The following is a 26,130-nucleotide window of genomic DNA, read 5'->3' as shown; positions in this document are numbered from 1 at the left end:
CGTATCAAGCTACTCCGCCGCCACCCGCTCCCTACCGCGCTCCAGCAGCGGCGCCAGATACTGCCCGGTAAACGACCCCTTGGTCTTCGCCACCTTCTCCGGCGTGCCCTCGGCAACGATCTCGCCACCCTTCACGCCACCCTCGGGCCCGAGGTCGAGCACCCAGTCGGCGGTCTTGATGACATCCAGATTGTGCTCGATCACCACGACCGTATTGCCCTGGTCGACCAGCGCGTGGAGCACTTCGAGCAGTTTGCGCACGTCCTCGAAATGCAGGCCCGTGGTGGGCTCGTCGAGGATGTAGAGGGTCTGGCCGGTCGCTCTCCGTGACAGCTCCTTGGCCAGCTTCACGCGTTGCGCTTCGCCGCCCGACAGGGTCGTCGCCTGCTGGCCGACCTTGACGTAACCGAGGCCGACTTCGGCCAGCATCGCCATCTTGTCGCGGATCGGGGGCACGGCCTTGAAGAATTCGACCGCGTCCTCGACCGTCATGTCGAGCACGTCGGCGATGCTCTTGCCCTTGAACTTCACCTCGAGCGTCTCGCGGTTGTAGCGGGCGCCGTGGCACACGTCGCACGTCACATAGACGTCGGGCAGGAAGTGCATCTCGATCTTGAGCAGGCCGTCGCCCTGGCACGCCTCGCAGCGGCCGCCCTTGACGTTGAAGCTGAACCGGCCGGGCTTGTAGCCGCGCGCGGCGCTTTCGGGCAGGCCGGCGAACCAGTCGCGGATCTGGGTGAAGGCGCCGGTATAGGTCGCCGGGTTGGAGCGCGGGGTACGGCCGATCGGCGACTGATCGATGTCGATCACCTTGTCGAGATATTGCAGGCCGCTGATCTTCTCATGCTTGCCGGCGAGCACGCGCGCGCCGTTGAGCTGGCGCGCGGCGGCGGCATAGAGCGTGTCGATGGTGAAGCTCGACTTGCCCGAGCCCGACACGCCGGTGATGCAGGTGAAGGTGCCGAGCGGCAGGCTGGCCGTGACGCCGCGCAGATTGTTGGCGGTGGCGTTGTGGACGGTGATCTTCTTGCCATTGCCCTTGCGCCGCACGTCCGGCACCGCCACTTCGCGCCGGCCGGAGAGATAGTCGGCGGTGATGCTGTCCTCGCACGCCAGCACCTGATCGAGCGTGCCGTGCGCGACGATCTCGCCGCCATGGACGCCAGCGCCGGGGCCCATGTCGATGACGTAATCGGCGGTGCGGATCGCGTCCTCGTCATGCTCGACCACCAGCACGGTATTGCCGAGATCGCGCAGGCGCCGGAGCGTCTTCAGGAGCATGTCGTTGTCGCGCTGGTGCAGGCCGATGCTCGGCTCGTCGAGCACATAGAGCACGCCCGACAGGCCCGAGCCGATTTGCGAGGCGAGGCGGATGCGCTGGCTCTCGCCGCCCGAGAGCGTGCCCGAGGTGCGATCCAGGTTGAGATAATCCAGGCCGACATTGTTGAGGAAGCCGAGCCGTTCGAGGATCTCCTTCAGGATGCGTTCGGCGATGGCGTTCTGCTGACTGGTCAGTTCCGACGGGATGGCGGTGAACCAGGCGAGCGCATCGACCACCGAGAGGCGGGTGACCGAGGAGATGTCGCGCATGCCGAGCTTGACCGCCAGCGCCTCGGGCTTGAGGCGCGCGCCGTGGCAGACCTCGCACGCGGCGCTGCTCTGATACTTCGACAGCTCCTCGCGCATCCAGGCGCTTTCGGTCTGGAGCATGCGGCGGTTGAGGTTGCCGATGACGCCCTCGAACGGTTTGCGCACATCGTAGGACTTCTTGCCGTCGACGAAGGTCAGGGTGACGGGCTTGCCGCCGGTGCCGTGGAGGATGATCAGCTTCACTTCGCCGGGGAGATCCTCCCACGGGGTTTCCAGGCTGAAGCCGAATTCGCGCGCGAGGCTGCCGAGGACCTGCATGTAATAGGGCGATGGCGGGTTGGATTTCGCCCAGGGGACGATCGCGCCTTTCTTGATGGAGAGCGCGTGGTTGGGGACGACGAGTTCCTCGTCGAACAGCAGCTTCTCGCCGAGGCCGTCGCAGGCCGGGCAGGCGCCTTGCGGGGCGTTGAAGGAGAAGAGGCGCGGCTCGATCTCGGCGATGGTGAAGCCGGAGACCGGGCAAGCGAATTTTTCGGAGAAGACGATGCGGTTGGCGGGGATGCCGGTGTTCTTCATCTTGCCTTCGGGGACGAAGGTTTGGGGGGCTTCGCGGACTGCGTTGCCGCTCCCCTCCCCCGCCTGCAACGCCTCGACCGTCGTGTCGACCAGATCCACATAGGCCAGCCCTTCGGCCAGCTTCAGCGCGGTCTCGAAGCTGTCCGCCAGGCGGGTCGACATGTCGGGGCCGACGACGAGGCGGTCGACCACGACTTCGATGTCGTGCTTGTATTTCTTGTCGAGCGCGGGGGCTTCGTCGATCTCGTACAGCTCGCCGTCGATGCGGACGCGGGTGAAGCCGGCCTTCTGCCACTCGGCCAGTTCCTTGCGATACTCGCCCTTGCGGCCGCGCACGACGGGGGCGAGCAGATAGAGGCGCGTGCCCTCGGGCAGGGCCATGACGCGGTCGACCATCTGGCTGACGGTCTGCGCCGCGATCGGCAGGCCGGTCTCGGGCGAATAGGGGATGCCGACGCGCGCCCATAACAGGCGCATATAGTCGTACACTTCGGTGACGGTCGCGACCGTGGAGCGCGGGTTGCGGCTGGTGGTCTTCTGCTCGATCGAGATGGCGGGCGACAGGCCCTCGATATGATCGACATCGGGCTTCTGCATCAGCTCGAGGAACTGGCGCGCATAGGCCGAGAGCGACTCGACATAGCGGCGCTGGCCCTCGGCATAGATGGTGTCGAAGGCGAGGCTCGACTTGCCCGATCCGGACAGCCCGGTGATCACCGTGAGCGTGTCGCGCGGGATGTCGATCGAGACCTGCTTGAGGTTGTGCTCGCGCGCGCCGCGGACGGATATGTGGGTCAGCATAGGCCACTCTGTTCCAGATTTGTTCTTGAGATAAAGGAGGCCGCGCGGGAGGTCAACGCGTGAAGCGCGGATGTGGGGTGGGCGGCGCGCGAGGGCAAGTCCGGGGATTCGTTGCGGGGGCGTGATGGCCGTCACGCATGGGGACAGGGCGTTCATGTCATTCGGCCTTCTCCATCGAACAAGGAGGCGGATATGGCGAGATTGCACGTCAAGACGGAGCCGAGCGACGGCGCCACGATCATCGCGATCGCGATCGACGGCAATGTCGTCGCGGTCCCGGGCCGGGGCACCGGCGAGGCGGATATCAACGTCGAGGGATCATGCGGCGACGGATCGAACCACACCTTGCTCTACACCTTCTTCGGCAAGGCGGGCGAGACGCTGGCGGTAACGGTGACCTGTGGCGCCACCGAGGTCTGCAAACTGAAAAAGGCCGAAGTCAGCCAAGCCGGCGAGCCGCACTGCACCGGCTGGAAGAAGTTCACGCTATGAGCGCGTGTCCAGGATATCGCGTGGTGCCCCCGCTGGCGGTCGCGCTGCTTCTGGCGCCCTGGGCGGCGAGCGCGCAGGAGGCCGGGCCGACCGATCGCTTCGGCGGCATTTCCGCCCAGCAGATCGAAGTCACCGCCGGAACCGGCGACGATTCCGCGTCTATCGGCCTTCAACTGTCGGGCGAGCGGAAGCTCCGCGACGGCAAGGCGAATACCATCACGGCCTATTTCGAGCAGTTCAGCATGATCGTATCGACGCCGTTCGACGGCAAGAACGATGCGGCGCCGGCGACGCTGGACGGGCTCGCCAATGGCACGAAGCTGACGCTGCGCTGGGGGCAGTTCGGCGGTTCCGCCCGGCTCGATATCTCGGCCGACGCCGAGCACATCTTCGAAGAGGCGCAGGCGATCTGCCGCGGCAAGGCGGGCGACCGTTTCATCAGGAGCAGCGCCGACCTTGGCCCAAACCCCGCCCCCGAACAGCGGACCGCAGTGGAAAAGGCGCGCGACGACGAGATCAAGGAATGCAACAATCCGGAGAACGGCTCGGAATCCTTGATCGTCACCCATCTTCCGGGGAAGCTCGGGGCGTATCACGAGGCCCAACTGCCGGGCGATTCCTTCGACTGGGGCTTTGAAACGGCGGTCGGATACAAGAAGTTCGACTATGTCGATCCCACGACGCTCGCCGCGCATGATGCCCGGAAGGCGCAGTTCAGCGCGAAGGGCTATTATACCCGCTATCTGCGCGGCTCCAGCACGGCGATCAGCGCATCGGTCGGCTATGAGCGGGCATACGAGGCCGCGGAAGAGGAGATACTCTGCCCGGTGAGTACCGGCACGACGCCGGTCACCTGCACATCGGCATCGCCGGCCGCACCGACGCTCGATGAGGGCGTGCTCGTGGCGCTCGGGCTCAGGCACCGGTTCAGGCACGGGGATGGCACGATCGCCCCGATCGCGATCGCGCCCCAGGTGACCTGGGACGCGCTGGACAATGTGGTCGGGGTGGATGTGCCGCTCTATTTCCTCAGCCACGGCGACGCCGGCCTCAAGGGAGGCGTTCGCGCCGGATGGCGATCGGACACCAAGAAGGTATCGTTCGGCGTGTTCATTGGCAGCGGTTTCAACCTGCTGAAATGACGGCGATCGAAATGAACGCGACGGGGCGTCCGCATGAGGCGGACGCCCATCCCCCTCAAAGCCCGTCCGAACTGCGCCTCCCCGCCCGCGCGGCGCCGCTCGCGGCGAGCAGGCGAAGGCACGTCATTTCGCGGGGGCCAGGAAGCCGTGGACCATCGCGACGGTCGCGCCGGGATTCTCCTCCATGATCCAGTGGCCCGAGCCCGGGATCACGCCTTCGGTGACATTGTCGGCACCGCCGCGCATCACCACCGCCATGGTCAGGCCGAAGCTCTTCTCGCCGCCAAGCGCGAGGACCGGCATCTTCAGCTTGCCGTTGGCCGCCAGCAGCGCGCGGTTGTCGATCGCGTCCTGGTCGAACGCGGCGAACTGGGCGAAGCCGGAATGCATCGCGCCGGGCATGGCGTAGAGTTCGGCATAATGCTGGCGCGAGGCTTCGGTGAAATGCCTGGGGTCGGCGGAGAAGTCGTTCCAGAAGCGTTCGAGATAGATACGCTCGCGCCCCGCGACGAGCCGCTCCATATCGGGCCCGCCGAAACGGAAATGCCAGAGCAGCGGGTTCTTCAGGATCTCCTCCCAGGGGCCGACGCCGGGGACCGGTGCATCGATCAGCACGAAGCGGCCGACGCGATCGGGATGAAGCGCGGCGAAGGCGAAGCCGACCATGTTGCCGATATCATGCGTGACGAGGTCGGCCTTGGCGATCTTCAGCCGGTCGAGCACGCCGAGTATGTCGCCGGCCTGGGTCTTCTTGTCGAAGCCGGTCGCGGGTTTGGAGGACAGGCCGAGGCCGCGCAGATCGGGCACGATCACGGTGTGGTCGCGCATCAGGTCGGCGGCCATCGGCGCCCACATGTCGCCGGTTTCGCCATAGCCGTGGATCAGCACGACGGCGGGGCCTTTGCCTCCGATACGGACGTGGATGGTCGCGCCATCCGTCGCGATCTCCTCGGTATGGAAGGCCGCCGGATAGGGCGGCACCTGGGCGGTAGCGGGCGCGGCCATGATCAGGGCGGCGCCGGCGAGCATCAAGGAACGAAGCATCGTAAATTCCCCTGTTGGGGCGCCACCGGGGCGCCCGTCTTGCTCCGGAAAATGATCGCTATCCGTTGTTCGGACTAGTAGGATTATCCTGAATCTAGTGTCCGGGATTTCCGAACGATGATGAAGATGGACGGGCTCGCCGCCTTCACCGCGATCACCGAGGCGGGATCGATCAGCGCGGCGGCGCGGCGGCTGGGCTTCGCCAAGTCGGTGGTGAGCGAAAGGCTGACCGAACTGGAACGCACGCTCGGCACAAGGCTGATCCAGCGCACCACGCGCAAGCTGACCCTGACCGAGGACGGCCAGACCTTCCTGCCGCGCGCGCAGCAGATCCTGTACCAGGCGCGCGAGGCGGCGGCGGAGATGGCGCAGCGGCGCGGCACGCTGGCCGGGCCGCTCCGGGTGTCGGGACCGGTCGGGTTCGGCATCCTGCATCTTGGGCCGGCGCTGAACCATTTCCTGCGCGATCATCCCGATATCGACCTGACGCTCGAGCTGGACGACGGCTTCGTCGATGCGGCAGCGAGCGGATTCGACGCAGTGATCCGCCACGGACCGGTCGGCGACACGCGACTGGTGGCGAAGCGGCTGGCGACGACGCGGCGCGTGCTAGTCGCCTCGCCCGCCTATCTGGCGGACAAGGGCAAGCCGGCGACCCTGGCGGAGCTGGCCGGGCATTGCGGCATTCTCTACGCCAATCGCGATGCGGACTGGCGCTTCGCCGGGGCGGACGGCTGGACGGTGCTGCGGCCGCGCGCGGCGCTTCGCGTGAACAACGGCCTGGTCATGCGCGATGCGGCGCTGGCCGGGCTCGGCATCACCCTGTTGCCGACCTTCTTCGTGCATGAGCAGCTGGCGCGCGGCGCGCTGGTGGAAGTGGATATCGGGCTGAAGGCCGAGGGCGCCGAGCTGTTCCTTGCCTATCCGCGCGATCGCAGCGCCTCGACCAAGATCGCCGCGCTGACCGCAAGCCTCAGGCGAAGCTTCGGCGATCCGCCTTATTGGGATCGGGCATAGCGACCCCGGGCTATCGGAGTCGCGGTTCGCCGATACCACCGATACGGTGCCAAAAAGCGACCGTTCGGTTCGGCGAAGGCGTATTCTGCGCAGGCCTGGGCGATCGGCGGCAATGGAGGAGGAACAGGTGGACCTGACACGTGCTGAACCGGGGCCATGGCGGCGCGGGCGCAAGGCCGTCGCGGTCGCGGCGATGCTGACCTGCCTCAGCGGATGCATCAACACCGCCTATCGCGACTCGGTCGGCCAGTTCGGGACGCTGACCAAGGCATCGGTCGCGGTGCAGGACGAACGCCTCACCGCGCTGACCGCCGACGAGAAGGAGCGGATCCATGCGGCGCTGGCGGCGAACCATGTCGATCTGCGCCTGTCGACCGATTGCGCGCTCCTGCTGCTGCCGCCCGATCCTGCCGCCACGGCACCGCGGGCGCCATGCGCCCTGGTCGATATCAACAACAAGCCGATCGAGCGGGTGCCGACCTATGCCAATATCAAGGCGCTCGGCCAGGCGCTGTCGGACTATTCCGACAATCTGATCCTGCTCGCGGCCGACACCACCAAGGACCAGGAGGCCTTTTCCACCTCGGTGACGGGGCTTGCCACGTCGCTCGGCAATCTCGACGGGGCGATCCGCAAGGCGACGGGCGCGGCGCCCGGCACGACCGGCGCCAAGATCGGGGCGATCGCCTCCATCGTCGCCAAGGCGGGCGGGCTGTTCCTGGCGGCCGAGCGCGGGCGCGTCCTGAAGAAGATCGTCATTGCCGCCGATCCGCTGGTGCAGGAGGCGACGGGCCTGCTGGCCGATGTCGACGATCGGCTCGATCTGTACGATTCCGCCGCGCTGCTGAAAGCGGCGACCGAGGCGCAGGTCAATGCCTCGCGGCTGGCGTCGAACGGTGCGTCTCCAGACGATCTGCGGGCGGCGCAGGACATCCTGTTCGCCCGCGTCGCCGACTATAATGCGCGCAGCGGGGAACAGCAGCGCTATCTCGCGATCGGCGTCGCGCATGGGAAACTCGCCGAGGCGGCACGATCGGGCAGCAATGTCGATTTCGAAGCGGCGATCAACGCAGTGCTCGACCTGGCCAGCGTGACGAGCAGCGCGATCGAGACGCTGAAGCAGAAGGAGGAGGAGTGATGGCCACGCAGCTCAAGACGCTCGGCGCCTGGGCGCAGACGCGCAACACCCTGGTCCAGGACCTGACGATGTCAATGCAGATCCTTCAGTCGGCGCCTTTTTCGGACGACCCGGATTCCGTGTTTCAAAAGGCCAAGGCGACCGACGACCGCATCCTCGACACGCTGCGCCGTCACGCCGTGCTTGGCATCGAGCAGATCGACGATGCCATCGCCGCGGGGACCTTGATCGACCAGATCAATACCCTGTCCAAGGCAGCGAAGAAGGAGGCCGACCGGATTCAGGCGATCGCCCATACGATCGACGATATCGCGGGCGCCGTCGACAAGGTGACGGGCGTCGTGACCAAGTTCGCCGCCCTGCCCTTTATCGGCGGCGCAGGCTGAGGCGCAAAAGGACGGGACCGCCCGCGCGTGGCAGGGGCGGCCCCGGGGCCCGATCAGCCCATCACCGCCTTCGGTTCGAGATAGGCCTCGAGCCCGAACACCCCATTCTCGCGGCCGATGCCCGATTGCTTGAAGCCGCCGAACGGCGCCATCGGCTCCATCGGCGCGCCGTTGACGATCACCCGGCCCGCGACCAGCCGGTCGGCCACCGCGCGAGCACGGGTTTCGTCCTTGCCGGCGACATAGGCGTGGAGGCCGTAAACGGTGTCGTTGGCGATCCCGATCGCCTGCTCGTCATCGGCATAGGGGATGATGGCGAGGACCGGGCCGAAGATCTCGTCGCGGGCGATCGTCATGTCGTTGCTCACCTTGGTGAAGACGGTCGGGCGGACGAACCAGCCGTTCCGTTCGCCCTCGGGAAGCCCCTCTCCGCCCGCGAGCAGGGTCGCGCCCTCCTCAATGCCTTTGCGGATATAGGACTGGACGCGGTCCCATTGGCGCTGGCTGACCATCGGGCCGATCGCGGTTGCCGGATCGCGCGGGTCGCCGGACTTGATGCCCGCGACCGCTGCCTCGATCGCCGTTTCGAACTCGGCGAGGCGCGAGGCGGGCACGAGGATGCGAGTGCCGGCGATGCAGGCCTGGCCGCTATTGGCGAAGCCGGCCATCAGCGCGAACGGGATCGCCTCCGCAAAATCGGCATCGTCGAGGATGACCATCGGCGATTTGCCGCCGAGTTCGAGCGTGACGCGCTTGAAGCTTTCGGCAGCCGCACGGAGGATCGCGCGGCCGGTCGCGGTCGAGCCGGTAAAGCTGATCTTGGCGATGTCGGGATGACGGCTCAGCTCAGCGCCGACCACGTCGCCGCGACCGTTGACGATGTTGAACACGCCCTGCGGCACACCGGCCGCGTGCAGCGCCTCGAGCACGATGCCGGTCTGGATCGCGCTCATCTCGCTCGGCTTGATCACGCAGGTCGAGCCCGAGGCGATGACCATGGCGAGCTTGCCGCAGATGAAGCCGGCATTGGCGTTCCACGGGGTGATCAGGCCGACCACGCCGAGCGGCTCCATCGTGACCTGGGCGGTGCCGATCTGCCGGGTGAAGTCATAGCCTTGCAGGGTCTGCGCGGCGAGGCGGAAAACGGCGACCGCATAGGCCGATGTCCAGGCGGAGCGCGATACGGGCGCGCCATATTCCTCGATCGTTGCCTCGATCAGATCGGCGCTGCGCGCCTCGACCGCGTCGGCGAGGCGGTTGAGCAACGCGATCCGTTCCTCTTTCGAGGTACGCGAAAAGGCGGGGAAGGCACGCTTCGCAGCGGCGATGGCGGCGCGGGTGTCGAGCTCATCGCCGAGGCGGACCGTACCGATGATCTGGCCAGTCGCGGGGTTGTGCAGATCGAACAACTCGGTGCCGTGCGGGGTGACGAATGCGCCGTCGATATAGATGGTGTCGATGCTTTTCACGGGAGCCTCCATTGATGCTGGAGGCGAGATAGGGTGCTCCGATTGACCGGATAAGCTGGACAGATCGGCATGAAGTGATGCAAGAAATCGCACAATGAAGACCGGCCTCACTGAGTTCGATGCCGTGGTCGCGGTGGCGCGGCTGGGCAGCTTTCGTGCCGCCGCGACCGAGCTCGGCATGTCGCCTTCGGCGCTCAGCCATGCGGTGGCGGCGCTCGAGGCGCGGATCGGCGCGCGGCTGTTCAACCGCACCACGCGCAGCGTCTCGCCGACCGATGCGGGCGAGCAGTTCATCGCCCGGATCGCGCCGGCGCTGAGCGAGATCGGCGGCGCGATCGAGGGGATCAACAGCCACCGCGACACGCCGACAGGCACCTTGCGCATCAATAGCTCGGCCGGCGCGGCGCGGATGATCCTGACGCCGCTCATCCTGGAATATCTGCGCCGCTATCCGGACATGAACCTGGTGCTGGTGACCGAGGGCAGGCTGGTCGACGTGGTCGGCCAGGGCTTCGACGCCGGCATCAGGCTCGCCGAGATCGTGCCGCAGGACATGATCGCGGTGCCGATCGGCCCGCAGCAGCGCATGCTGGTGGTGGGATCGCCCGACTATTTCGAGCGCCATTCCAGACCGAAGGTGCCGGAAGACCTGCTCCACCAACGCTGCATCCGGGCACGTCTGGCGAGCGGCGCGATCTGGCATTGGGAATTCGAGCGCGGTGGCGAGGCGATGGCGATCGACGTGCCGGGAACGCTGACCCTCGACGAGATGACGCTCATGATCGAGGCTGCGCTGGCCGGCGCGGGTCTCGCCTATCTCAGCGAATGGTCGGTGGCCGGGCATATCGCCGCCGGGCGATTGGTCGCCGTACTGGAAGACTGGACGCCCGCCTTTCCGGGACTCTGTCTCTATTATCCCGGTCGGCGCCATGTTCCGGCGGGCCTGCGCGCACTGATCGACCTGATCCGCGAGGTGAATGCCGGCCAGTGGCGGATGCAGGGGCAATAGCATCCGTTTGGATATAACGGATTCCGGACAGACTTTTCCCTCGATCTGGCGACAGTTCCTGAAGACATGTTTTTCCATCGGGCGTACATTTCAAGAATAGGTGATCGACCCGTGAGTCGATACTCAGGATAACGCGCCATTTTGTTAATGGCTGCGCACCAGATGTTTGCGTGCTTTTCTAAAAACATAAAACGAGAAAGGCTTGAGATGTCTTACATGGTAAAGACTCGGCTTACGGCCCTGCATGGCGGTGCGGCGATGCTGCTGGTGATGAGCGCGCTGGCGGCCGCACCCGCGGCCTCGGCGCAATCGGGCAACCTGCAGGCATCGGGGCCGCTGGTTCGCCAGGATTTCTCCGACTGCGGCAACAACAATGTCAACGGATCGGACCCGGCGCGTAACGGCGGCCAGGTGACGATCACCCAGACCGATGCCGGAGACACCACCGCCACCGTGCAGATCACCAGCGGCACGCCCAACACTTCCTATGATTTCTACTGGAAATGCCAGCGCGGGCTGGGCCAGGTCCGCACCGATGCCAGCGGTACGGGCAGCGCGAGCTTCGGCTTCAAGGCGGGCGCCGGATCGACCCTGACCTTCGACATGTATCCCGCCGGAGCGCCGCCCGGAAACAAGTTCCAGAGCGTGCGGATCACCCCGATGCGCATCACCACCCAGCGCAAATCGGTGCTACAGTTGAGCACGACCGAGCTGGCCAGCCTGCGCAAGGGCGTCGCGCAGATGAAGGCGTGGAACAGCGAACCGCGCGGCAGCGCCAATTACCGGCGGAGCTGGATCTATTGGGCGAACATGCACTCCTATTTCGGCACGGGCTGCGCCAGCGTCTCCGGTCTGAGCGCCGCGGGTATGAGCGGGCTCTCCGCCCAGGCGAAGAGCAATGCCGACGAGAATGCGACCTGGTGCACCTGCCAGCACGGCACGATCCAGTTCCTGACATGGCACCGCATGTACCTCTATTATTTCGAGCAGGTGCTGCAGGCGGCGGCGGGCGACCCCAATTTGCGGCTGCCCTATTGGGACTATGAGACCAACGCCCAGATGCCGGCCGCCTATCGCGACCAGACCTATGTCAATTCGGGCGGCCAGACGGTGGCCAATCCGCTCTACATCCCCAACCGCCAGGCACAGTTGAACGTGGGCACGAGCAACCTCGCCCCATCGGTCGTGTCGACGACCAACGCGATGCTGCAGACCAGCTACAGCCCGTTCAACGGCGCGATCGAGGCGACGCCGCACGGCGCGGTGCATTGCGCGACCGGCGTGGCGAACTGCCCCACCGGCTATATGGGCGCCGTGCCGGCGGCGGGGAACGACCCGATCTTCTACACCCACCACACCAATATCGACCGGCTCTACGAATGCTGGCTGAAGGTGAACCAGGCCGCGCGGCTGCCCAACAACCAGAACCAGCTCAACACCAATTTCAACTTCATCGACGGCTCCGGCGCACTGGTGACGCGCACGGTGAAGGACATGCTGACCACCGCGCAACTCGGCTACAGCTATGCCGGCGGCGGCGGGTGTCCGGCGACGCTGCAGATCAAATTGCCGACCCTGATCCTCCAGGAGAGGCCATTGCGTGTCTATCCGCTCGCCGGCCCGACCCCGTTGCAGCGCGGCACTACCGTGCTGCCGCTGAAGATCGCGCCCGACCAGCGCCGGACGATGCTCCAGGCCGTGCCCGAAAAGGGCGGCGAGACGGCGCGATCGGTGGTGGTGATCGACGGCTTCACCTTCGACGAGGCGCCGGGCGTGCTCTACGAAGTCTATATCCAGGGCGCGGACGGCAAACGCGTGCTGCTGGGCGTGATCAACTTCTTCAACCTCACCGCGCCGCATGGCGACCATGACGACATGGCGGGCATGAATGCACCGGACCAGAAGAGCTTCGACGCGACCGAGGCGCTGCGAACATTGGGCAATGGCGATACCTCGCTGGTGATCGAGCCGAGCACGGGCGTGACGGGCACCACCCCTGCCCTGGCCGCGCGGCAGATCAGCCCGAAGGCCAATGTCCGCTTCAGCTCGGCACGGATCGAGCTGCGCTAGCCCCGCACCAGCCCCCCTGGTGCCGGCCGCCGAGGGCCGTCGGGATGCGAATTCCGGCGGCCCGAGGCGTTTCGGCCACGCGGCCTGACGCCTCCTGCACGCGATCCCATACGGGCATGGTCGCCGATGGCCGGCAGCCCTGGCTCCTCAGGTCTTGCGCCGGAACGGAATCACCAGCGTCGCGCGCTCCTTGCCGTCCAAGCGATCGAGGAAATAGACGGTGAAGCTGTCAGTGCCGGTCCGGGCGAAGGTGATGCCGTCGAAATAGAAGGTGTCGCCGTCACGGCCGACGAGCGACCTGTCGATATAGCCGTCCCTCGCCTCCCACCCGGCGAGCAACGGGGTGAAATGCTTGACCCGGACCGCGAGCGAATTGCCGACTTCGACGAACACGCTGATCTCGTAGAAGACCGGACCTTGCGGACTCAGCGCCCGGACGAAGCTGGGCATATGGCCGAAGGCGGCGCCCAGGATGACATGCTCGACCGGTCCTTCCGGCATGTCGCCGAGCCAATGGCCCTCGATCCACGCCAGGTCGGCGATCCTGGCGGGCAGCGACGCCTGCCCCTGCGCGGCGAGCCTGATCATCGCGCGAGGCTCTGCTGCCCGGGCACAGGCCGGGCCAGTCAGAACCAACAACGCGGCCAGGCCGCACAGGATGCGCAACGCGTCTTCATTCCGCATGATCTTGCTCCCCGATCCCGGGCGCCGGTGCGAACTGCAGATACCGAGCGAAGAACGGCAGCACATCGGTACGGACTCGCCCATCCTCGCCCCAATGCCGATCACGGAAGCCCCCGGCATGCTCCTCGGCCTCATGGCGCACGCCGAATTCGTCGAGCCCGTGGGCGAATGCCTGGTTGCCATGGATATGGTCGAAGATCGGGTCGGCGCGGCCCCAATCGAGCTTGAGACCACGCAGCGTCTTCAGATTGTCGGCATGGGCCGGGAGCAGATCGATCAGGCCGAAGCGCTGGTGGAACCGGGCCATGACCGCGCTGTCGACCACCATATGCCCATCCACGCGCCGCACCGGCGGATCAAAATAGAGGGGCGGCCGATCCGCGTCAGGCGAAAAGGCCTGGTAGATCGACGTGAAGATCCGCGAAAAGCCATCATTGCCGAGATCGTCGATCGACCGGGCGCGGGCGAGCAGGTCGAAATCCGGCCGGCTCCAGGACGGCTGGACGCCCGATCCGCTACCCACCGGCTGCATCGCATAGACCGCTCCGAACAGATCCGGATGGAACATGCCGAACCGGATCGCGCCATAGCCGCCGACCCCGTCCCCCACCACGCCCCGCGATTCCCGCACGGCGAGGGTGCGATAGGTCGCGTCGACATAGGGGACCAGCTCGCGCACCATGAAGTCGTCCCACTTCCCGGTGACGGGCGAATTCACATACCAGGAGCTGCCGGCGGGCGTCGTGAAGTCGGCCGTCACCATGATCACGTCGCCGATCACGCCCGCGCCGATCGCCCGGTCGAGCAGCCCCCGCGCATCGTGGCTGGCGAACGGCTCCGCCTGGTCCTCGAAGAAGCTGTTGAGGAAATAGAGCACCGGGAAGCGCCGGTCGCCCTGCCCGTAATGCGGCGGCAGATAGACGGTGACGTTGCGGAGCGGGGAAATACCGGCCTTGTTCCCGGCCAGGCTGGCAGAGGTCAGTTGCGCGGTGACCAGCCGGCTCTGCGCTCGCGCGGCCAGGGGCAAGGCGAGCAGAACCAGGGCAAGACAGAGCGATATAGCGCGGCGCATGGGCATCCTCCCGGTTGGCGACGTACCGCACTGGGCGGGACGAGCACGCGCCGGGCAAGGCGCCGTCGCCGGGCGGGACCATGGCGTCGCCGGACGGGATCAGCGCGTCAGATAGCGGTCGACCGCTTCGCGATACCGGCGGCTGAGGCGCAGCTCGGTACCGCAGGACAGCCGCACCATGGCATCGCCATGCGCGCCGGGGCGGACCTCCGCCAGCCGGTCGAGGCGGACGATCGCCGAACGATGGATCCGGGCGAACGCATCGGCGGGAAGCCGCGCCTCAAGCGACGCCAGGGATTCGTTGAGAAGCGATGCCCGGCCGCCGGCATTGACCTCGGCATAGTCGCCCGCCGCCGCGATCCAGTCGACCTGGTCGAGCGGGATCAACCTGATGCTGCCGTGCGACCGCGCCACCAGCCGGGGCGGATCGCCAAGCGTCGCGACGATCGATCGCAACCTTTCGCCCCGGTCCCCGCCCTCGGCAAGCTGCCGGCGTACGCGTTCCAGCACGCGCCCGAACCGCAGATCGTCGAACGGCTTGAGCAGATAGTCGAGCGCCTGTACCTCGAACGCCCGCACCGCATGCGCATCGAATGCGGTGACGAACACCGTCAGCGGCATCGCTTCGACGCCGACCGCCTCGACTACGTCGAAACCGCTCATTTCCGGCATCTGGACGTCGAGGAACACGAGATCCGGGCGCAGCGCGCCGATTGAGTCCACCGCCGCCCGACCATGCCCCGCCTCCGCCACCACCGTGAACGCGCCATGCGCCTCGAGCGGCGCGCGCACGGCGCGGCGGGCGAGCGGCTCGTCATCCACGATCAGCGTGCGGATCATCGCGGTACCATGATCGTGACGCGGAAACCGCGCCCCGGCGCGGTTTCGACCTCAAGCGATTGATCGGCCCCATAGAGCTGCTGCAGGCGCAGGCGGGCATTGCCCAGCCCGACACGCTCGACGACCTTCCCCGCGCCCTTTCCGTCATCCGCCACCACCAGCAATAGCCTGTCGCCCGCCAGGTCGGCCTCGATCGTCAAGGTGCCGCCGGTCACCAGCGGGGCGATGCCGTGGCGTACCGCATTCTCCACCAGCGGCTGGAGCAGCAGCGCCGGCACCGGCACCGGCAGCGCCTCGTTCGCGATGCGACGAACGACGCGCAACCGCTCCCCCAGCCGCGCCTCCTCGATCGCGAGATAGGTATCCGTGAAATCCAACTCATCGGCGAGCGGGCTGCGCTGCGCCCGGTGCTGGTCGATCGACAGCCGCAGCAGATCGCCGAGGCGCGCGATCAGCCTCTGCGCCGTCACCGGATCGTCGGGGACCAGGGCGGAGATCGCGTTGAGCGTGTTGAACAGGAAATGCGGCTGAAGCTGCGCCCGCAGGGCAGCCGTCTCCGCCTCGGCGAGCCGCGCCTCGAGCAGGGCGGCGGCGACCTCGCGGTCGCGCAGTGTGCGATAGGCGCGCGCACCCAGCACGATCCCGACGATGATCGCATAGATCATCAGCTGCACATGGATGCTGCTGGTCAGCTTGAGCAGCAACAGATCCTTGCTCCACGGCGCCCAGGGCGCATTGCCGTAGATCATCGCGTTGAGCGAAGCGTAGAGCACCGAATGCAGCACCGCGACGCCGAGACCCGCGCCGAGATGGACGGCAAGCAGCAAGGGCACGCGCCGATCGTCCGCGAAATGCCGCGCCACCGCCACCACCAACGGCGTCAGGACAGCCCAGGCCGAATACCACGCGACTCCGTTGCCGAAGGCAGGCAGCCATGGCTGCGGCGTCCCGGCCGTGAGACCGGCGACATAGGTCTGCACCGACGTGATCAGCGCGACGACGAGCCAGATGGCCCAGATGCCGGCGAACCGGATGAGAGTCTGTCCCCTGCGCATGGCCATCTGGCGGGATCATGCCTGAGCGCAGCGCCGCTGGATAGACGCGATTCCCGGCCGGCATGCGGAGCCCATGTTCGGACAAGCGAGAAACGGCTGGCCCGAGACGAGGCACGGCCTGGCTTGCTCAGCGCACGCCGCACCGCGCAGGTAGCGCCAATCCCGGTTCTATCCGGCTAGCCGGGCGGCGAAAATCATGGGAAGCCAGCGCCATCGAAAACAGTGGGGATGGTGCCGATGAGCCTGCAACGCTGGATCGGGGGCGCGCTGGCCGCCGCCCTGACGCTGACATCGCCCGCCATCGGGCAGGTCCAGGGCGGCAATGGCGGCCCGCAGATCCAGCCGCCCAAGCCCCGGCCACCCCGCCCGCCCAAGCCGCCGCGGCCACCCAGGCCGGAACCGCCGCGCCCTCCGCGCCCGCAACCGCCGCGGCCGCCGGTGCCGCCGCGCCCGATCCAGCCGCCGATCGTCCAGCATCGGCTGACGCTCTATCCGCTCCATGCGATGCTCGGCCGTGGCCGGGTGTTCACCCATGACGTGCGCAACCTGCGCGCCGCCGGCATGAACGACCGGGCGCTGAGCCTCGTCGCCGGCGGGCGCTGGCAGGTCTGCGAGAACGCCAATTATCGCGGCCGGTGCAAGGTGGTGACGGGCCGCGTGCCGAACCTGTCGCGTTATGGGTTGGGCTGGCAGATTTCGTCCATCCGGTATCTGGGGCGCTGATCGGAACGGGAGACACGGTGATGACGGTGCGCAGGATCATGCAGGCAGGCTGCGCGGCGACCCTGGCCCTGACGCCCGTCGCCGCCGTTCCGCAGCGGGCCGGCCCGCAGGCGCCGGGAACGCTGATCTCGGCCGAACCGATGTCGGGCGCGCCGGCGGGCGCCGAGGCATGGCGCATCCGTTATGTCTCGCGCAGCGACAGCGGCGCGCGGGAGGAAGTGACCGGCGTGGTCGTCTCGCCGCGCGGCGCAGCGCCCGCCGGCGGGCGCCCGGTCATCGCCTGGGCGCATGGCACCTGGGGCGTCGTCGAGAAATGCGCGCCGTCGACCGGCAATTTCTTCGGCGCCACGCCCGGGCTGAACGCGGCGCTTGCGCGGGGTTACGTCTTTGTCGCGACCGATTATGCCGGGCTCGGCACGCCCCAACCCCACCCCTATCTGGTCGGCGCGAGTGCGGCGCATTCGGTGCTGGATTCGGTCCGTGCCGCGCGCCAGGTGGGCGGCGCGGGTGCCGGCCAGTCCTTCGCCGCATGGGGTGAATCGCAAGGTGCGCATGCCGCGCTCTTCGCGGGTGAACTGGCGCGCGACTATGCCCCGGAGCTGAAGCTGGTCGGCATCGCCGCCGCCGCGCCGCCGACCGATCTGGTCGCGAACCTGACAGGCGGGGCCGACCCGTCGGTGCGCGCGTTCCTGACCGCCTTCACCGCCGACAGCTGGTCGCGCCATTTCCGCATTCCCCTGTCGACCATCGGCCGGCCGGCGACGGCACGACTGATCGGGCGGCTGGCGCAGAACTGCCTGACGATCGGCAAGAAGCCGAAGCTGGGCACGGTGATCGGCATTCTGGCCTTGCGCCGCGACCTGCGCGGCGTCGACCTCGGCAAGATCCAGCCCTGGGCGCGGATCGCGCGGGAGAACAGCGCCGGGCAGCGCGCGCCGGGGGGACCGCTGTTCATCGCGCAGAACAGCAAGGACGTGATCGTCTCGCCGAGCGTCACCCATGCTTTTGCCCGCCGGCTGTGCACGCGCGGGGTTCGCGTCCGCTACATGACGATGGCAACGCCGGGCGGGCATGTGACGAGCGCCGCGGACAGCGCCACCGCCACGCTCGACTGGATCGGCGGGCGCTTCGCCGGCGCGCCCGCGCCCAGCGATTGCGGGCGTTTCTAGCCGCTCCCTGAACCAAGACCTGCGATGAACCGAGGGTCCAGAGCCAGTTCAGGCGCGTTGTGTCACCTCTGCAGCTTCAACAGCCAGAGGAGCATTCGCCATGGCCGGAAAGACAAGAATCTCGCTGAGGCTTGCCAGCGCGACGGCGCTCGCCCTCGCGCTCGCCGCCTGCGGACAGCAAAACCGCCAGGCCAGCGTCGACGATCCCATGAACGCGCAGGCGCTTGCCACGCTGCCGCCGCTGCCCGAGGTCCAGCCGCTGGCCGAGGGCCCGGCGACGCCCGTCCGCTATGCGCCGCGCGCAACCGCGCTGCCGGCGGCACGGCCGCTTGGCTATGCCGAAGCGCCTTATGACGATCGTTATGCCTGGATCGACCGGGCCGACTGGATCAGCGACACGATCGGCGACGCGCCGCCCGATTATTATTTCGACTATGACGGCGTCGAACCCTGGGTCTGGGAGACCGGCGGCGACTATCTGACCTATGCCGAGCCAATCGACGACGGCTATCGCTATTATTATTACGAGCCCGGCGCCGACTATCCGTATCTCGTGCGCGACCCCTATTACAGCTACGGCTATCGCGACGGCCGGATCGCGACCGTCTATGACCGGCGGGGCAATTATCTGGCGGCGGCCGAAGCGCAGCGCCAGGCGGAAGCCGCCTCCCGCTATTACGCCCGGGCTCGCGCGTTGCGCATGGCAGCGCGGGAACGCGAGCGCCGTGGCGTGGTGGCGACGCAATGGGCGGCGCGCCGTCCGGTGATCGCGGCGGCCCGTACCGACTGGCGCGAGGCGCGTGACCGCGTGCCGGACTGGCAGGCCTATCGTCAGCGCCATGCGACCGAGGAAAGCCGCCGTCTCCAGCCCGAGCGGATCGTCCGCGAGCGGGCGGCGCAGCGCTTCGCGTCGTGGCAGCGCGAAGGCCGCGCCGGCCCGCCGCCGCAGCTCTATGTGCCGGCCGACCGCAGCCGCGGCGCCCGGCCGATCGAGCAAGCGCGCCAGCAGGCACAGCGCGCGGCCGATCTGCAGCGCCAGGCCCAGCGCCAGGCGGGGCAGGACCGCGTCGCCCAGGACCGCCAGCAGCAACAGGCAGTGCAGGCGCAGATGCGTGAGACTCAGCGCGCGCAGGCCGATGCCCGGCGCGATGCGGCCGGTCAGCGGGCCGCGGTGGACCAGCAACGCTCGGTGCAGGAGCGGCTGCAACAACAGGCCGCGCTGCGCGAACGGGCCCGGCGCGAACATGTCCTGGAGCCCCAACGCGCCGCCGAGCAGCGCGGCCAGCAGATGCGCCAGCAGCGCGAGGCGCAACGTCAGCAGGTCGAGCAGCAGCGTGCCCAGCAACGGACCGCTCAGCAGCAGGCACAGCAGCGTGTCGCCGAACAGCGCGGCCAGCAGGTGCGGCAGCAGCGCGAGGCCCAGCGCCAGCAGGCCGATCAGCAGCGCGCGCAGCAACGGGCCGCTCAACAGCAACAGGTCCAGCAGCGCGCCGCCGAACAGCGCGGCCAGCAGGTGCGGCAGCAGCGCGAGGCGCAGCGCCAACAGGCCGAACAGCAGCGTGCGCAGCAACGGGCCGCTCAACAGCAACAGGTCCAGCAGCGCGCCGCCGAACAGCGTGGTCAACAGATGCGGCAGCAGCGCGAAGCGCAGCGTCAGCAGGCCGAGCAGCAGCGGTCACAACAGCGCGCCGCCCAGCAGCAGCAGGTGCAGCAACGCCAGCAGGCGCAGCAGCAACAGGCGCAGCAACGTGCGGCGCAGGCTCAACAGCAGGCGGCGCAGCAGCAACAACAGCGTGAACAGCGCGCCGCTGCGCAGCGCCCCCAGCCGGGGCAAGGCCACGACAAGGGCCATGGCAATCGCTGACACCAGACGCTGTTGAAGGAGGCTTGTGACGGTGTAGAGATGGCGGCCCTTGCATATCGGGGGGTGAAGCTTGATCGATCGTCGCTATTTTCTGGCCAGCGCCGCCGCCTCCGCGGCGCTGGCCGCCGAGCCCGCTCTCGCGCGAACCGAGCGGGTGGACTGGCGCGCCCTGGCGCAGGACGTCCGCGCCGAGATGGCCTGGGCCTGGGCCGAGTACCGCAAACAGGCCTGGGGCCAGGACGAGATCAGGCCCGTCTCCGGCACCAGCAAGTCCTTCCTGATCCCTGGCCAGACCGTCGGCCTGTCGATCGTCGAGGCACTGGACACGCTGTGGCTGATGGGGCTCGATGCCGAGCTCGAGGATGGCGTGCGCTGGATCAAGCAATCGCTGCGCTTCGATCTCGACGGCGATGCGCAAGTGTTCGAGGCGACGATCCGGCTGGTCGGCGGGCTGCTCTCGGGCCATCTCGCGACCGGCGAGGCAAAGCTGCTCGAGCTGGCGCATGATCTCGCGACGCGGATGATGCCGGCGTTCGACACGCCGACGGGCATGCCGATGCGCTACGTCAATCTCCACACCGGCAGGACCCGTGATCCGCTGAGCTTCCCCGCCGAGATCGGCGGCGGGCTCGCGCCGGAATTCGTCACGCTGTCGAAGCTGACCGGAGACAAGCGTTTCGGCGAGGCAGCAGTGAACGCGATGCTGACGCTGTATGGGAAACGGTCGAAGATCGGGCTGCTCGCCGATACGATCGACGTGACGACCGGTGCCTGGACAACGCGCATCGCCACGATCGGGCCGCCGACCGACAGCTATTTCGAATATCTGTGGGACACATGGGTGCTGACCGGGGACAAGCGCCTGCGCGACGCCTATCGAAGCTGCACCGCCGCGATCCTGGCACATCTCACCGACCGGACCACGGGCGATCTGTGGTTCGCCAATGTGGATTTCGAGACGGGCGAAAGGCTCGACCTGGTGCAGAGCGAGCTTTCCGCTTTCTATCCCGGGCTGCTGCGCGAGGGCGGCAAGCCCGGGGAAGCCAGAGCGGCGATGCGCGGCTGGGAGAAGGCGCAGGACCGGTTCGGCGTGCTGCCCGAGGCGTTCGACCCCGGCGACTGGTCAATCAGGTCGAAAGGCAATGCGCTGCGCCCCGAACTGGCCGATTCAGCCTTCACACTCTGGCTGCACGACCGTGACGAGCATTGGCGGCACGTCGCCCGCACGCACTTTCTGAACATGAAGCGGACGAGCAAGGTCGCGCACGGCTATTCCGGCCTGAGCGACGTCACCACACCCGGCGCCTGGAACGATGCCTGTCCCGGTTACTGGTGGTCCGAGCAGATGAAATATTACTGGCTGATCTTCAGCGATTGCCCGCGCTTCGATTACCGCGACAATTATCTGTCGACCGAGGGCAATGTGTTCAAGGGGTTGAAACGCTAGGTCTCAGCGCCGCCCGCGATAGCTCGGCAGGGCGAGCCTCCAATGGATCGCCGCAGCACGCAGGCCGAACCCCGCCGTTGCTGCCACTACCGCCGCTGCAAAAGCCGGAAAGCCCAGCGCAACCAGCGCGACATGCAGCCCGGCGGAAAGGGCCGCCGCCGTCACATAGAGTTCGGGGCGCATCAGGATCGACGGCTCGCCCGCCAGCACGTCGCGGATGATGCCGCCGACACAGGCGGTCATCACCCCCATCAGCGCGGCCGGCACGGGCGGAACGCCAAAGGCAAGTGCCTTGGCCGCACCGAACACCGCATAAGCGGCGAGGCCGACCGCATCGAGCCAATCGAGCGCCTTGTCCTTCCACCAGGCCTGGGGCGTGATCCAGACCAGCCCGGCGACCGCGAGGCAGATCGCGGCGACCAGCGGATCATGCACCCAGAAGACCGGCGCACCGATCAGCAGATCGCGGACCGATCCGCCGCCGACACCGGTCACCAGCGCGAAAAAGGCGGCGGTGACCAGGGTCTGGCCGCGCCGGGTCGCGGCGAGCGCACCGGTGGTCGCGAAGACCGCGATGCCGAACAGGTCGAGCCAGGGAAGGATCGATCCGAATTGCCAGGGTGCGTGGGGAAGCATGGCGCGTTCTATCGCCGGCGGCGGTTCCGCGCAAAGGCGGCTGGAAACTCGCCGCGCGCTGCGACATAGCGGTGTCATGCAACGCTATCGACCGTCGATGATCGCCCTTGCCATCTGCCTTGCCGCACTCGCCGGTTTCGTCGATGCCCTTGCCTATTCGAGCCTTGGCGGCTTCTTCGCCTCGTTCATGAGCGGAAACACGACGCGGCTGGGCGTCGCCGTCGCGACCGAGCGGTACGACGAGGTGCGCATGGCCGGTGCGCTGCTGCTGAGCTTCGTCAGCGGGGTGATGATCGCAACGGTGATCGCGCGGCGCTGGGCAAAGCACGCCCAGGCGGCGGTGATGATCGCGGTGACCCTTCTGCTCGGCCTTGCCGCGACGATCATGCATTTCGAGCCGAACACCAAGGCACTGCTGCTGCTCGCCGCGGCGATGGGCGCCGAGAACGGCCTGTTCCTGCGCGACGGCGAGGTGAGCATCGGCCTGACCTATATGACCGGGTCGCTGGTCCGCATGGCGCAACGCCTTGCCGGCGCGCTGATGGGCGATGCGGATCGCTGGACCTGGGTACGGTATCTGTTGCTGTGGCTCGGCTTCGTCAGCGGCGTGGTGATGGGCGCGCGCTGCTACGGCGCGTTCGACGCCGGCGCGCTGTGGCTGGCGACCGGCGCGGCGGCGCTGCTGACGGTCGTGGTCGCGGTGATGGCGCGCGGCGCGGAGCCGGCCGGGCCATGGGGCGTGCGAGCGGTTTAAGCAGCGGCTTTGCGATTGAGGAACGCGATCACCGGCTCATCGCAGGCCACGATATGATCGCTGAGGTCGAACACCTCGGACTTCAGGGCATGGCCGAGAGCTTCATCCCGATCGAGGATGCGGCCGAGATAGGACGTCGGGTACATCGCTTCCGCCGCATCGACCAGGCCGACCTGATAGCTATTCTCGGCAGTCCAGATACGAAAGGCAAAAGCCAGTCGATCGTCCGGTGTTGCGTCATCAGCCCAATCGCCAAATCCGACCAGTACGCTGACGAAATCATGCCCTTCCGAATAGTCCGCAAAATATACCGCAAGGGCCGCTCCGTCACGGCTGACGAAGCGGACCAGATGGGTGGTGACATCGCCGCAGCATTGGCAAGTCGACTGTGTCGGGAGCTCGAACTCGATCTGATCCTTCACACCGCGCAACCCGTCAGATGTGGATCGGCTTGCCCAGCACTGCCATCGCGGCTTCCTTGATCGCTTCCGAATGCGTCGGATGGGCGTGGCAGGTATAGGCGATGTCCTCGGAGGTCGCGCCGAACTCCATGGCCTGCGCAGCCTGGGCGATCATCGTGCCGCCGACCGAGGCGATGACCCAGACGCCGAGCACGCGATCGGTCTTCGCGTCCGCGATCACCTTCACGAAGCCGTCGGGCTCGTGGTTGGTCTTGGCGCGCGAATTGGCGATCATCGGGAATTTGCCGACCTTCACCTCGCCGCGTTCCTTCGCGACTTCCTCGGTCAGGCCCACGCCCGCGATCTCGGGGTTCGTATAGACCACGCTCGGGATCACATCATGGTTCACGATGCCGGTGAGGCCGGCGATGTTCTCGGCGACCGCGATGCCCTCATCCTCGGCCTTGTGCGCGAGCATCGGGCCGGGAATCACGTCGCCGATCGCCCAGATGCCGTCGACCGAGGTCTTGAAACGGTGATCGGTCTCGACCTGGCCGCGCTGGTTGGTGGCGAGGCCCGCCCTGTCGAGGCCGAGGCCCTCGGTGTTGGGGCGGCGGCCGATCGACACGAGCACCGCATCGGCCTCCAGCCTCGTTGCTTCGCCGCCTGCGGCGGGCTCGAGGGTGAGCGTCGCAGTGTCGCCATTGACGGTCACGCCGGTGACCTTGGTCGAGAGGCGGAATTCCAGCCCCTGCTTCTTCATGATCTTGTTGGCTTCCTTGCGGACCTCTCCGTCGAAGCCGGGCAGGATCTGGTCGAGGAACTCGACGACAGTGACCTTCGCCCCGAGGCGCCGCCAGACCGAACCGAGCTCGAGCCCGATCACGCCGCCGCCGATCACCACGAGATGCTTCGGCACCGACGGCAGTTCGAGCGCGCCGGTCGAATCCACCACGATCTTCTGGTCGATCGTCACGCCGGGCAGCGGGGTGACCGAGGAGCCGGTGGCGATGATAATATTCTTCGCGCGGACTTCGCGGTCGCCGACCTTGACGCTGTCCTTGCCGGTGAAGCTCGCATAGCCCTTCAGCCATTCGATCTTGTTCTTCTTGAACAGGAACTCGATGCCGCCGGTGAGCTGCTTGACCGCATCCTTGCGCTGGCCATGCATCGTGTCGAGATCGAGGCTGGTTTCCACCTTCACGCCGAGCTTGGCGAGCCGGCCGGAGACTGCCTCGTCATAGAGATCGGACGCGTGGAGCATCGCCTTGGACGGGATGCAGCCGACATTGAGGCAGGTGCCGCCCAGCGTCTCGCGACCCTCGACGCAGCCGGTCTTGAGCCCAAGCTGCGCGGCGCGGATCGCGGCGACATAGCCGCCCGGGCCGGAGCCGATTACCAGGACGTCGAAATCATAGTCAGCCATGTGGCACCTTTACGTACCCCCGCGGAGGCAGGGATCCAGACCCGACCCCCGCCTTTGCGGGAGCGCAAGCAGTATATGGTTAGAGGTCGATCAGGATACGAGTGGGATCCTCGATCGCATTCTTGAGCGCAACGAGGAACGTCACGGCCTCGCGGCCGTCGATCAGGCGGTGGTCGTAGCTGAGCGCGAGGTACATCATCGGGCGGACCACGACCTGGCCGTCGCGGACGACCGGGCGGTCCTCGATGCGGTGAAGACCGAGCACCGCGGCCTGGGGCGGGTTGATGATCGGGGTCGACATCAGCGAGCCGAACACGCCACCGTTCGAGATGGTGAAGGTGCCGCCTTTCATCTCTTCCATTTTCAAGGTGCCGTCCTTGGCGCGCTTGCCGAAGTCGCCGATGGTGCGCTCGATCTGCGCGACCGACAGCTGGTCGGCATCGCGCACGACGGGCACGACGAGGCCGCCCGGGCCCGACACCGCGACCGAGATGTCGGCATAATCGTGATAGACGATCTCGTCGCCCTCGATCGACGCGTTGACGCTGGGCACGTCCTTCAGCGCAAGGCACGCGGCCTTGGCGAAGAAGCCCATGAAGCCGAGGCGGACGCCGTGCTTCTTCTCGAACAGGTCCTTGTACTTCGTCCGCGCCTCGATCACCGCCGTCATGTCGACGTCGTTGAAGGTGGTCAGCATCGCCGCGGTATTCTGCGCTTCCTTGAGACGCTTCGCGATCGTCTGGCGCAGGCGCGTCATACGCACGCGCTCTTCCTTGCGGCTGGTCGAGGCAGCGACCGACGGGGCGACCTGCGGCTCTGCGGGGGCTGCTGCGGCAGCCGGAGCGGGCGCCGGCGCTGCCGAAGCGGCGGCGACGACATCGTCCTTGGTGATGCGGCCGTCCTTGCCGGTGCCCTTGACCGTCGCCGGATCGACACCGTGTTCGAGCACGGCGCGGCGCACCGAAGGAGACAGCGCGGCCGGACCATCGTCAGCCGGCGCCGACGTGGCGGGTGCGGGAGCAGCCGCGGCAGGCTGCGCTGCCTGGGGTGCGGCGGCGGGAGCGCCCGAGCCCGCGTCGATCGTCGCGATCATCGCGCCGACCTGGACGGTATCGCCGACCTTCACGGCCTGCTGGCCCATGATGCCCGCGACGGGGGACGGCACCTCTACCGAGACCTTGTCGGTTTCAAGGCTGGCGATCGGTTCATCGGCCGCCACGGCATCGCCGGGCTGCTTCAGCCACTCGCCGAGCGTTGCCTCGGTGATCGATTCGCCCAGCACGGGCACTTTGACTTCGGTTGCCATCGTATCTTCCTCGGTACCG

Annotated in this window: 23 protein-coding genes; 12 read left to right on the top strand and 11 right to left on the bottom strand. The window is 67.3% G+C overall.

Going from position 1 to position 26,130, the window contains the following annotated elements; all coding sequences use genetic code 11:
* Positions 1-9: 9 nt before the first annotated feature.
* On the bottom strand, positions 10-2,967 hold the full coding sequence (gene uvrA / locus AC1RT8_RS07955) for an excinuclease ABC subunit UvrA (RefSeq protein ID WP_493075072.1): 2,958 nt from the start codon (positions 2,965-2,967) through the stop codon (positions 10-12).
* 192 nt (positions 2,968-3,159) lie between these two features.
* Between uvrA and AC1RT8_RS07950 the strand changes: the two genes are divergently transcribed.
* Both AC1RT8_RS07950 and AC1RT8_RS07945 read left to right on the top strand, forming a co-directional pair.
* Positions 3,160-3,459, top strand: a complete 300-nt coding sequence (locus AC1RT8_RS07950; RefSeq protein ID WP_493075071.1) for a hypothetical protein — start codon at positions 3,160-3,162, stop codon at positions 3,457-3,459.
* A gap of 20 nt (positions 3,460-3,479) precedes the next feature.
* Positions 3,480-4,601 carry a hypothetical protein gene (locus tag AC1RT8_RS07945; protein ID WP_493075070.1) on the top strand — a complete coding sequence of 374 codons (1,122 nt, stop codon included), beginning with the start codon at positions 3,480-3,482 and terminating at the stop codon, positions 4,599-4,601.
* A 123-nt stretch (positions 4,602-4,724) separates the two neighbouring features.
* On the opposite strand, the gene AC1RT8_RS07940 is transcribed toward AC1RT8_RS07945, so the two are convergent.
* Complete coding sequence (locus AC1RT8_RS07940) at positions 4,725-5,645, bottom strand: alpha/beta fold hydrolase (RefSeq protein WP_493075069.1); 921 nt, start codon at positions 5,643-5,645, stop codon at positions 4,725-4,727.
* Between the two features lie 117 nt (positions 5,646-5,762).
* On the opposite strand from AC1RT8_RS07940, the gene AC1RT8_RS07935 reads away from it, so the two are divergent.
* The 3 genes from AC1RT8_RS07935 (at position 5,763) to AC1RT8_RS07925 (ending at position 8,186) form a co-directional block, all read left to right on the top strand.
* Positions 5,763-6,662, top strand: coding sequence for a LysR family transcriptional regulator (locus AC1RT8_RS07935; protein ID WP_493075068.1), 900 nt, complete (start codon positions 5,763-5,765; stop codon positions 6,660-6,662).
* Positions 6,663-6,789: 127 nt separating this feature from the next.
* Positions 6,790-7,800: a hypothetical protein gene (locus tag AC1RT8_RS07930; RefSeq protein ID WP_493075067.1), complete on the top strand. Its 1,011-nt coding sequence runs from the start codon at positions 6,790-6,792 to the stop codon at positions 7,798-7,800.
* Positions 7,800-8,186 (top strand): hypothetical protein, encoded by a 387-nt coding sequence (locus AC1RT8_RS07925; RefSeq protein WP_493075066.1) that lies wholly within the window; start codon positions 7,800-7,802, stop codon positions 8,184-8,186. The genes AC1RT8_RS07930 and AC1RT8_RS07925 overlap by 1 nt, the downstream gene beginning before the upstream one ends.
* 53 nt (positions 8,187-8,239) lie before the next feature.
* Here the strand turns inward: AC1RT8_RS07925 and AC1RT8_RS07920 are convergent, their stop codons facing one another.
* A complete protein-coding gene (locus AC1RT8_RS07920; protein WP_493075065.1) occupies positions 8,240-9,655 on the bottom strand; it encodes an aldehyde dehydrogenase family protein in 1,416 nt (471 codons plus the stop codon).
* 94 nt (positions 9,656-9,749) lie between these two features.
* Here AC1RT8_RS07920 and AC1RT8_RS07915 point away from each other — a divergent pair, with 94 nt between their 5' ends.
* Together AC1RT8_RS07915 and AC1RT8_RS07910 are read left to right on the top strand one after the other, a co-directional pair.
* Positions 9,750-10,664, top strand: coding sequence for a LysR family transcriptional regulator (locus AC1RT8_RS07915; protein ID WP_493075064.1), 915 nt, complete (start codon positions 9,750-9,752; stop codon positions 10,662-10,664).
* 216 nt (positions 10,665-10,880) lie between these two features.
* Positions 10,881-12,734 (top strand): tyrosinase family protein, encoded by a 1,854-nt coding sequence (locus tag AC1RT8_RS07910; protein WP_493075063.1) that lies wholly within the window; start codon positions 10,881-10,883, stop codon positions 12,732-12,734.
* Positions 12,735-12,881: 147 nt separating this feature from the next.
* Here AC1RT8_RS07910 and AC1RT8_RS07905 read toward each other — a convergent pair whose 3' ends face one another.
* The 4 genes from AC1RT8_RS07905 to AC1RT8_RS07890 all read right to left on the bottom strand — a co-directional run bounded on the left by AC1RT8_RS07905 (position 12,882) and on the right by AC1RT8_RS07890 (position 16,391).
* On the bottom strand, positions 12,882-13,418 hold the full coding sequence (locus AC1RT8_RS07905; RefSeq protein ID WP_493075062.1) for a DUF6265 family protein: 537 nt from the start codon (positions 13,416-13,418) through the stop codon (positions 12,882-12,884).
* Complete coding sequence (locus AC1RT8_RS07900; protein ID WP_493075061.1) at positions 13,408-14,490, bottom strand: alpha/beta hydrolase-fold protein; 1,083 nt, start codon at positions 14,488-14,490, stop codon at positions 13,408-13,410. The genes AC1RT8_RS07905 and AC1RT8_RS07900 overlap by 11 nt, the downstream gene beginning before the upstream one ends.
* A 99-nt stretch (positions 14,491-14,589) precedes the next feature.
* Positions 14,590-15,330: a LytR/AlgR family response regulator transcription factor gene (locus AC1RT8_RS07895; protein ID WP_493075060.1), complete on the bottom strand. Its 741-nt coding sequence runs from the start codon at positions 15,328-15,330 to the stop codon at positions 14,590-14,592.
* Entirely contained in the window at positions 15,327-16,391 is a 1,065-nt protein-coding gene (locus AC1RT8_RS07890) for a sensor histidine kinase (protein ID WP_493075059.1), read from the bottom strand. Before AC1RT8_RS07890 ends, AC1RT8_RS07895 begins: the two co-directional genes overlap by 4 nt.
* 231 nt (positions 16,392-16,622) lie before the next feature.
* Between AC1RT8_RS07890 and AC1RT8_RS07885 the strand changes: the two genes are divergently transcribed.
* The 4 genes from AC1RT8_RS07885 (at position 16,623) to AC1RT8_RS07870 (ending at position 21,588) form a co-directional block, all read left to right on the top strand.
* Positions 16,623-17,108, top strand: a complete 486-nt coding sequence (locus AC1RT8_RS07885; protein WP_493075058.1) for a beta/gamma crystallin-related protein — start codon at positions 16,623-16,625, stop codon at positions 17,106-17,108.
* 20 nt (positions 17,109-17,128) lie between these two features.
* Positions 17,129-18,277, top strand: coding sequence for a lipase family protein (locus tag AC1RT8_RS07880; RefSeq protein WP_493075057.1), 1,149 nt, complete (start codon positions 17,129-17,131; stop codon positions 18,275-18,277).
* A 100-nt stretch (positions 18,278-18,377) separates the two neighbouring features.
* Positions 18,378-20,141 carry a hypothetical protein gene (locus AC1RT8_RS07875; RefSeq protein WP_493075056.1) on the top strand — a complete coding sequence of 588 codons (1,764 nt, stop codon included), beginning with the start codon at positions 18,378-18,380 and terminating at the stop codon, positions 20,139-20,141.
* Between the two features lie 70 nt (positions 20,142-20,211).
* Positions 20,212-21,588: a glycoside hydrolase family 47 protein gene (locus tag AC1RT8_RS07870; protein WP_493075055.1), complete on the top strand. Its 1,377-nt coding sequence runs from the start codon at positions 20,212-20,214 to the stop codon at positions 21,586-21,588.
* 3 nt (positions 21,589-21,591) lie between these two features.
* Here AC1RT8_RS07870 and AC1RT8_RS07865 read toward each other — a convergent pair whose 3' ends face one another.
* On the bottom strand, positions 21,592-22,224 hold the full coding sequence (locus AC1RT8_RS07865) for a trimeric intracellular cation channel family protein (protein ID WP_493075054.1): 633 nt from the start codon (positions 22,222-22,224) through the stop codon (positions 21,592-21,594).
* 76 nt (positions 22,225-22,300) lie between these two features.
* On the opposite strand from AC1RT8_RS07865, the gene AC1RT8_RS07860 reads away from it, so the two are divergent.
* Positions 22,301-22,978, top strand: a complete 678-nt coding sequence (locus AC1RT8_RS07860) for a YoaK family protein (protein ID WP_493075053.1) — start codon at positions 22,301-22,303, stop codon at positions 22,976-22,978.
* Here the strand turns inward: AC1RT8_RS07860 and AC1RT8_RS07855 are convergent.
* From AC1RT8_RS07855 to odhB, 3 genes are all read right to left on the bottom strand, one after another.
* On the bottom strand, positions 22,975-23,400 hold the full coding sequence (locus AC1RT8_RS07855; protein WP_493075052.1) for a hypothetical protein: 426 nt from the start codon (positions 23,398-23,400) through the stop codon (positions 22,975-22,977). The genes AC1RT8_RS07860 and AC1RT8_RS07855 overlap by 4 nt on opposite strands.
* A gap of 13 nt (positions 23,401-23,413) precedes the next feature.
* A complete protein-coding gene (gene lpdA / locus AC1RT8_RS07850) occupies positions 23,414-24,805 on the bottom strand; it encodes a dihydrolipoyl dehydrogenase (protein WP_493075051.1) in 1,392 nt (463 codons plus the stop codon).
* A 79-nt stretch (positions 24,806-24,884) separates the two neighbouring features.
* Positions 24,885-26,111, bottom strand: a complete 1,227-nt coding sequence (gene odhB / locus AC1RT8_RS07845; protein ID WP_493075050.1) for a 2-oxoglutarate dehydrogenase complex dihydrolipoyllysine-residue succinyltransferase — start codon at positions 26,109-26,111, stop codon at positions 24,885-24,887.
* Positions 26,112-26,130: the final 19 nt, after the last annotated feature.

This window comes from Sphingomonas sp. GW821-FHT10F11, from assembly GCF_058809095.1.
The sequence above is the reverse complement of the archived record's forward strand: the minus strand, read 5'-3'. Positions and strand labels throughout refer to the sequence as shown.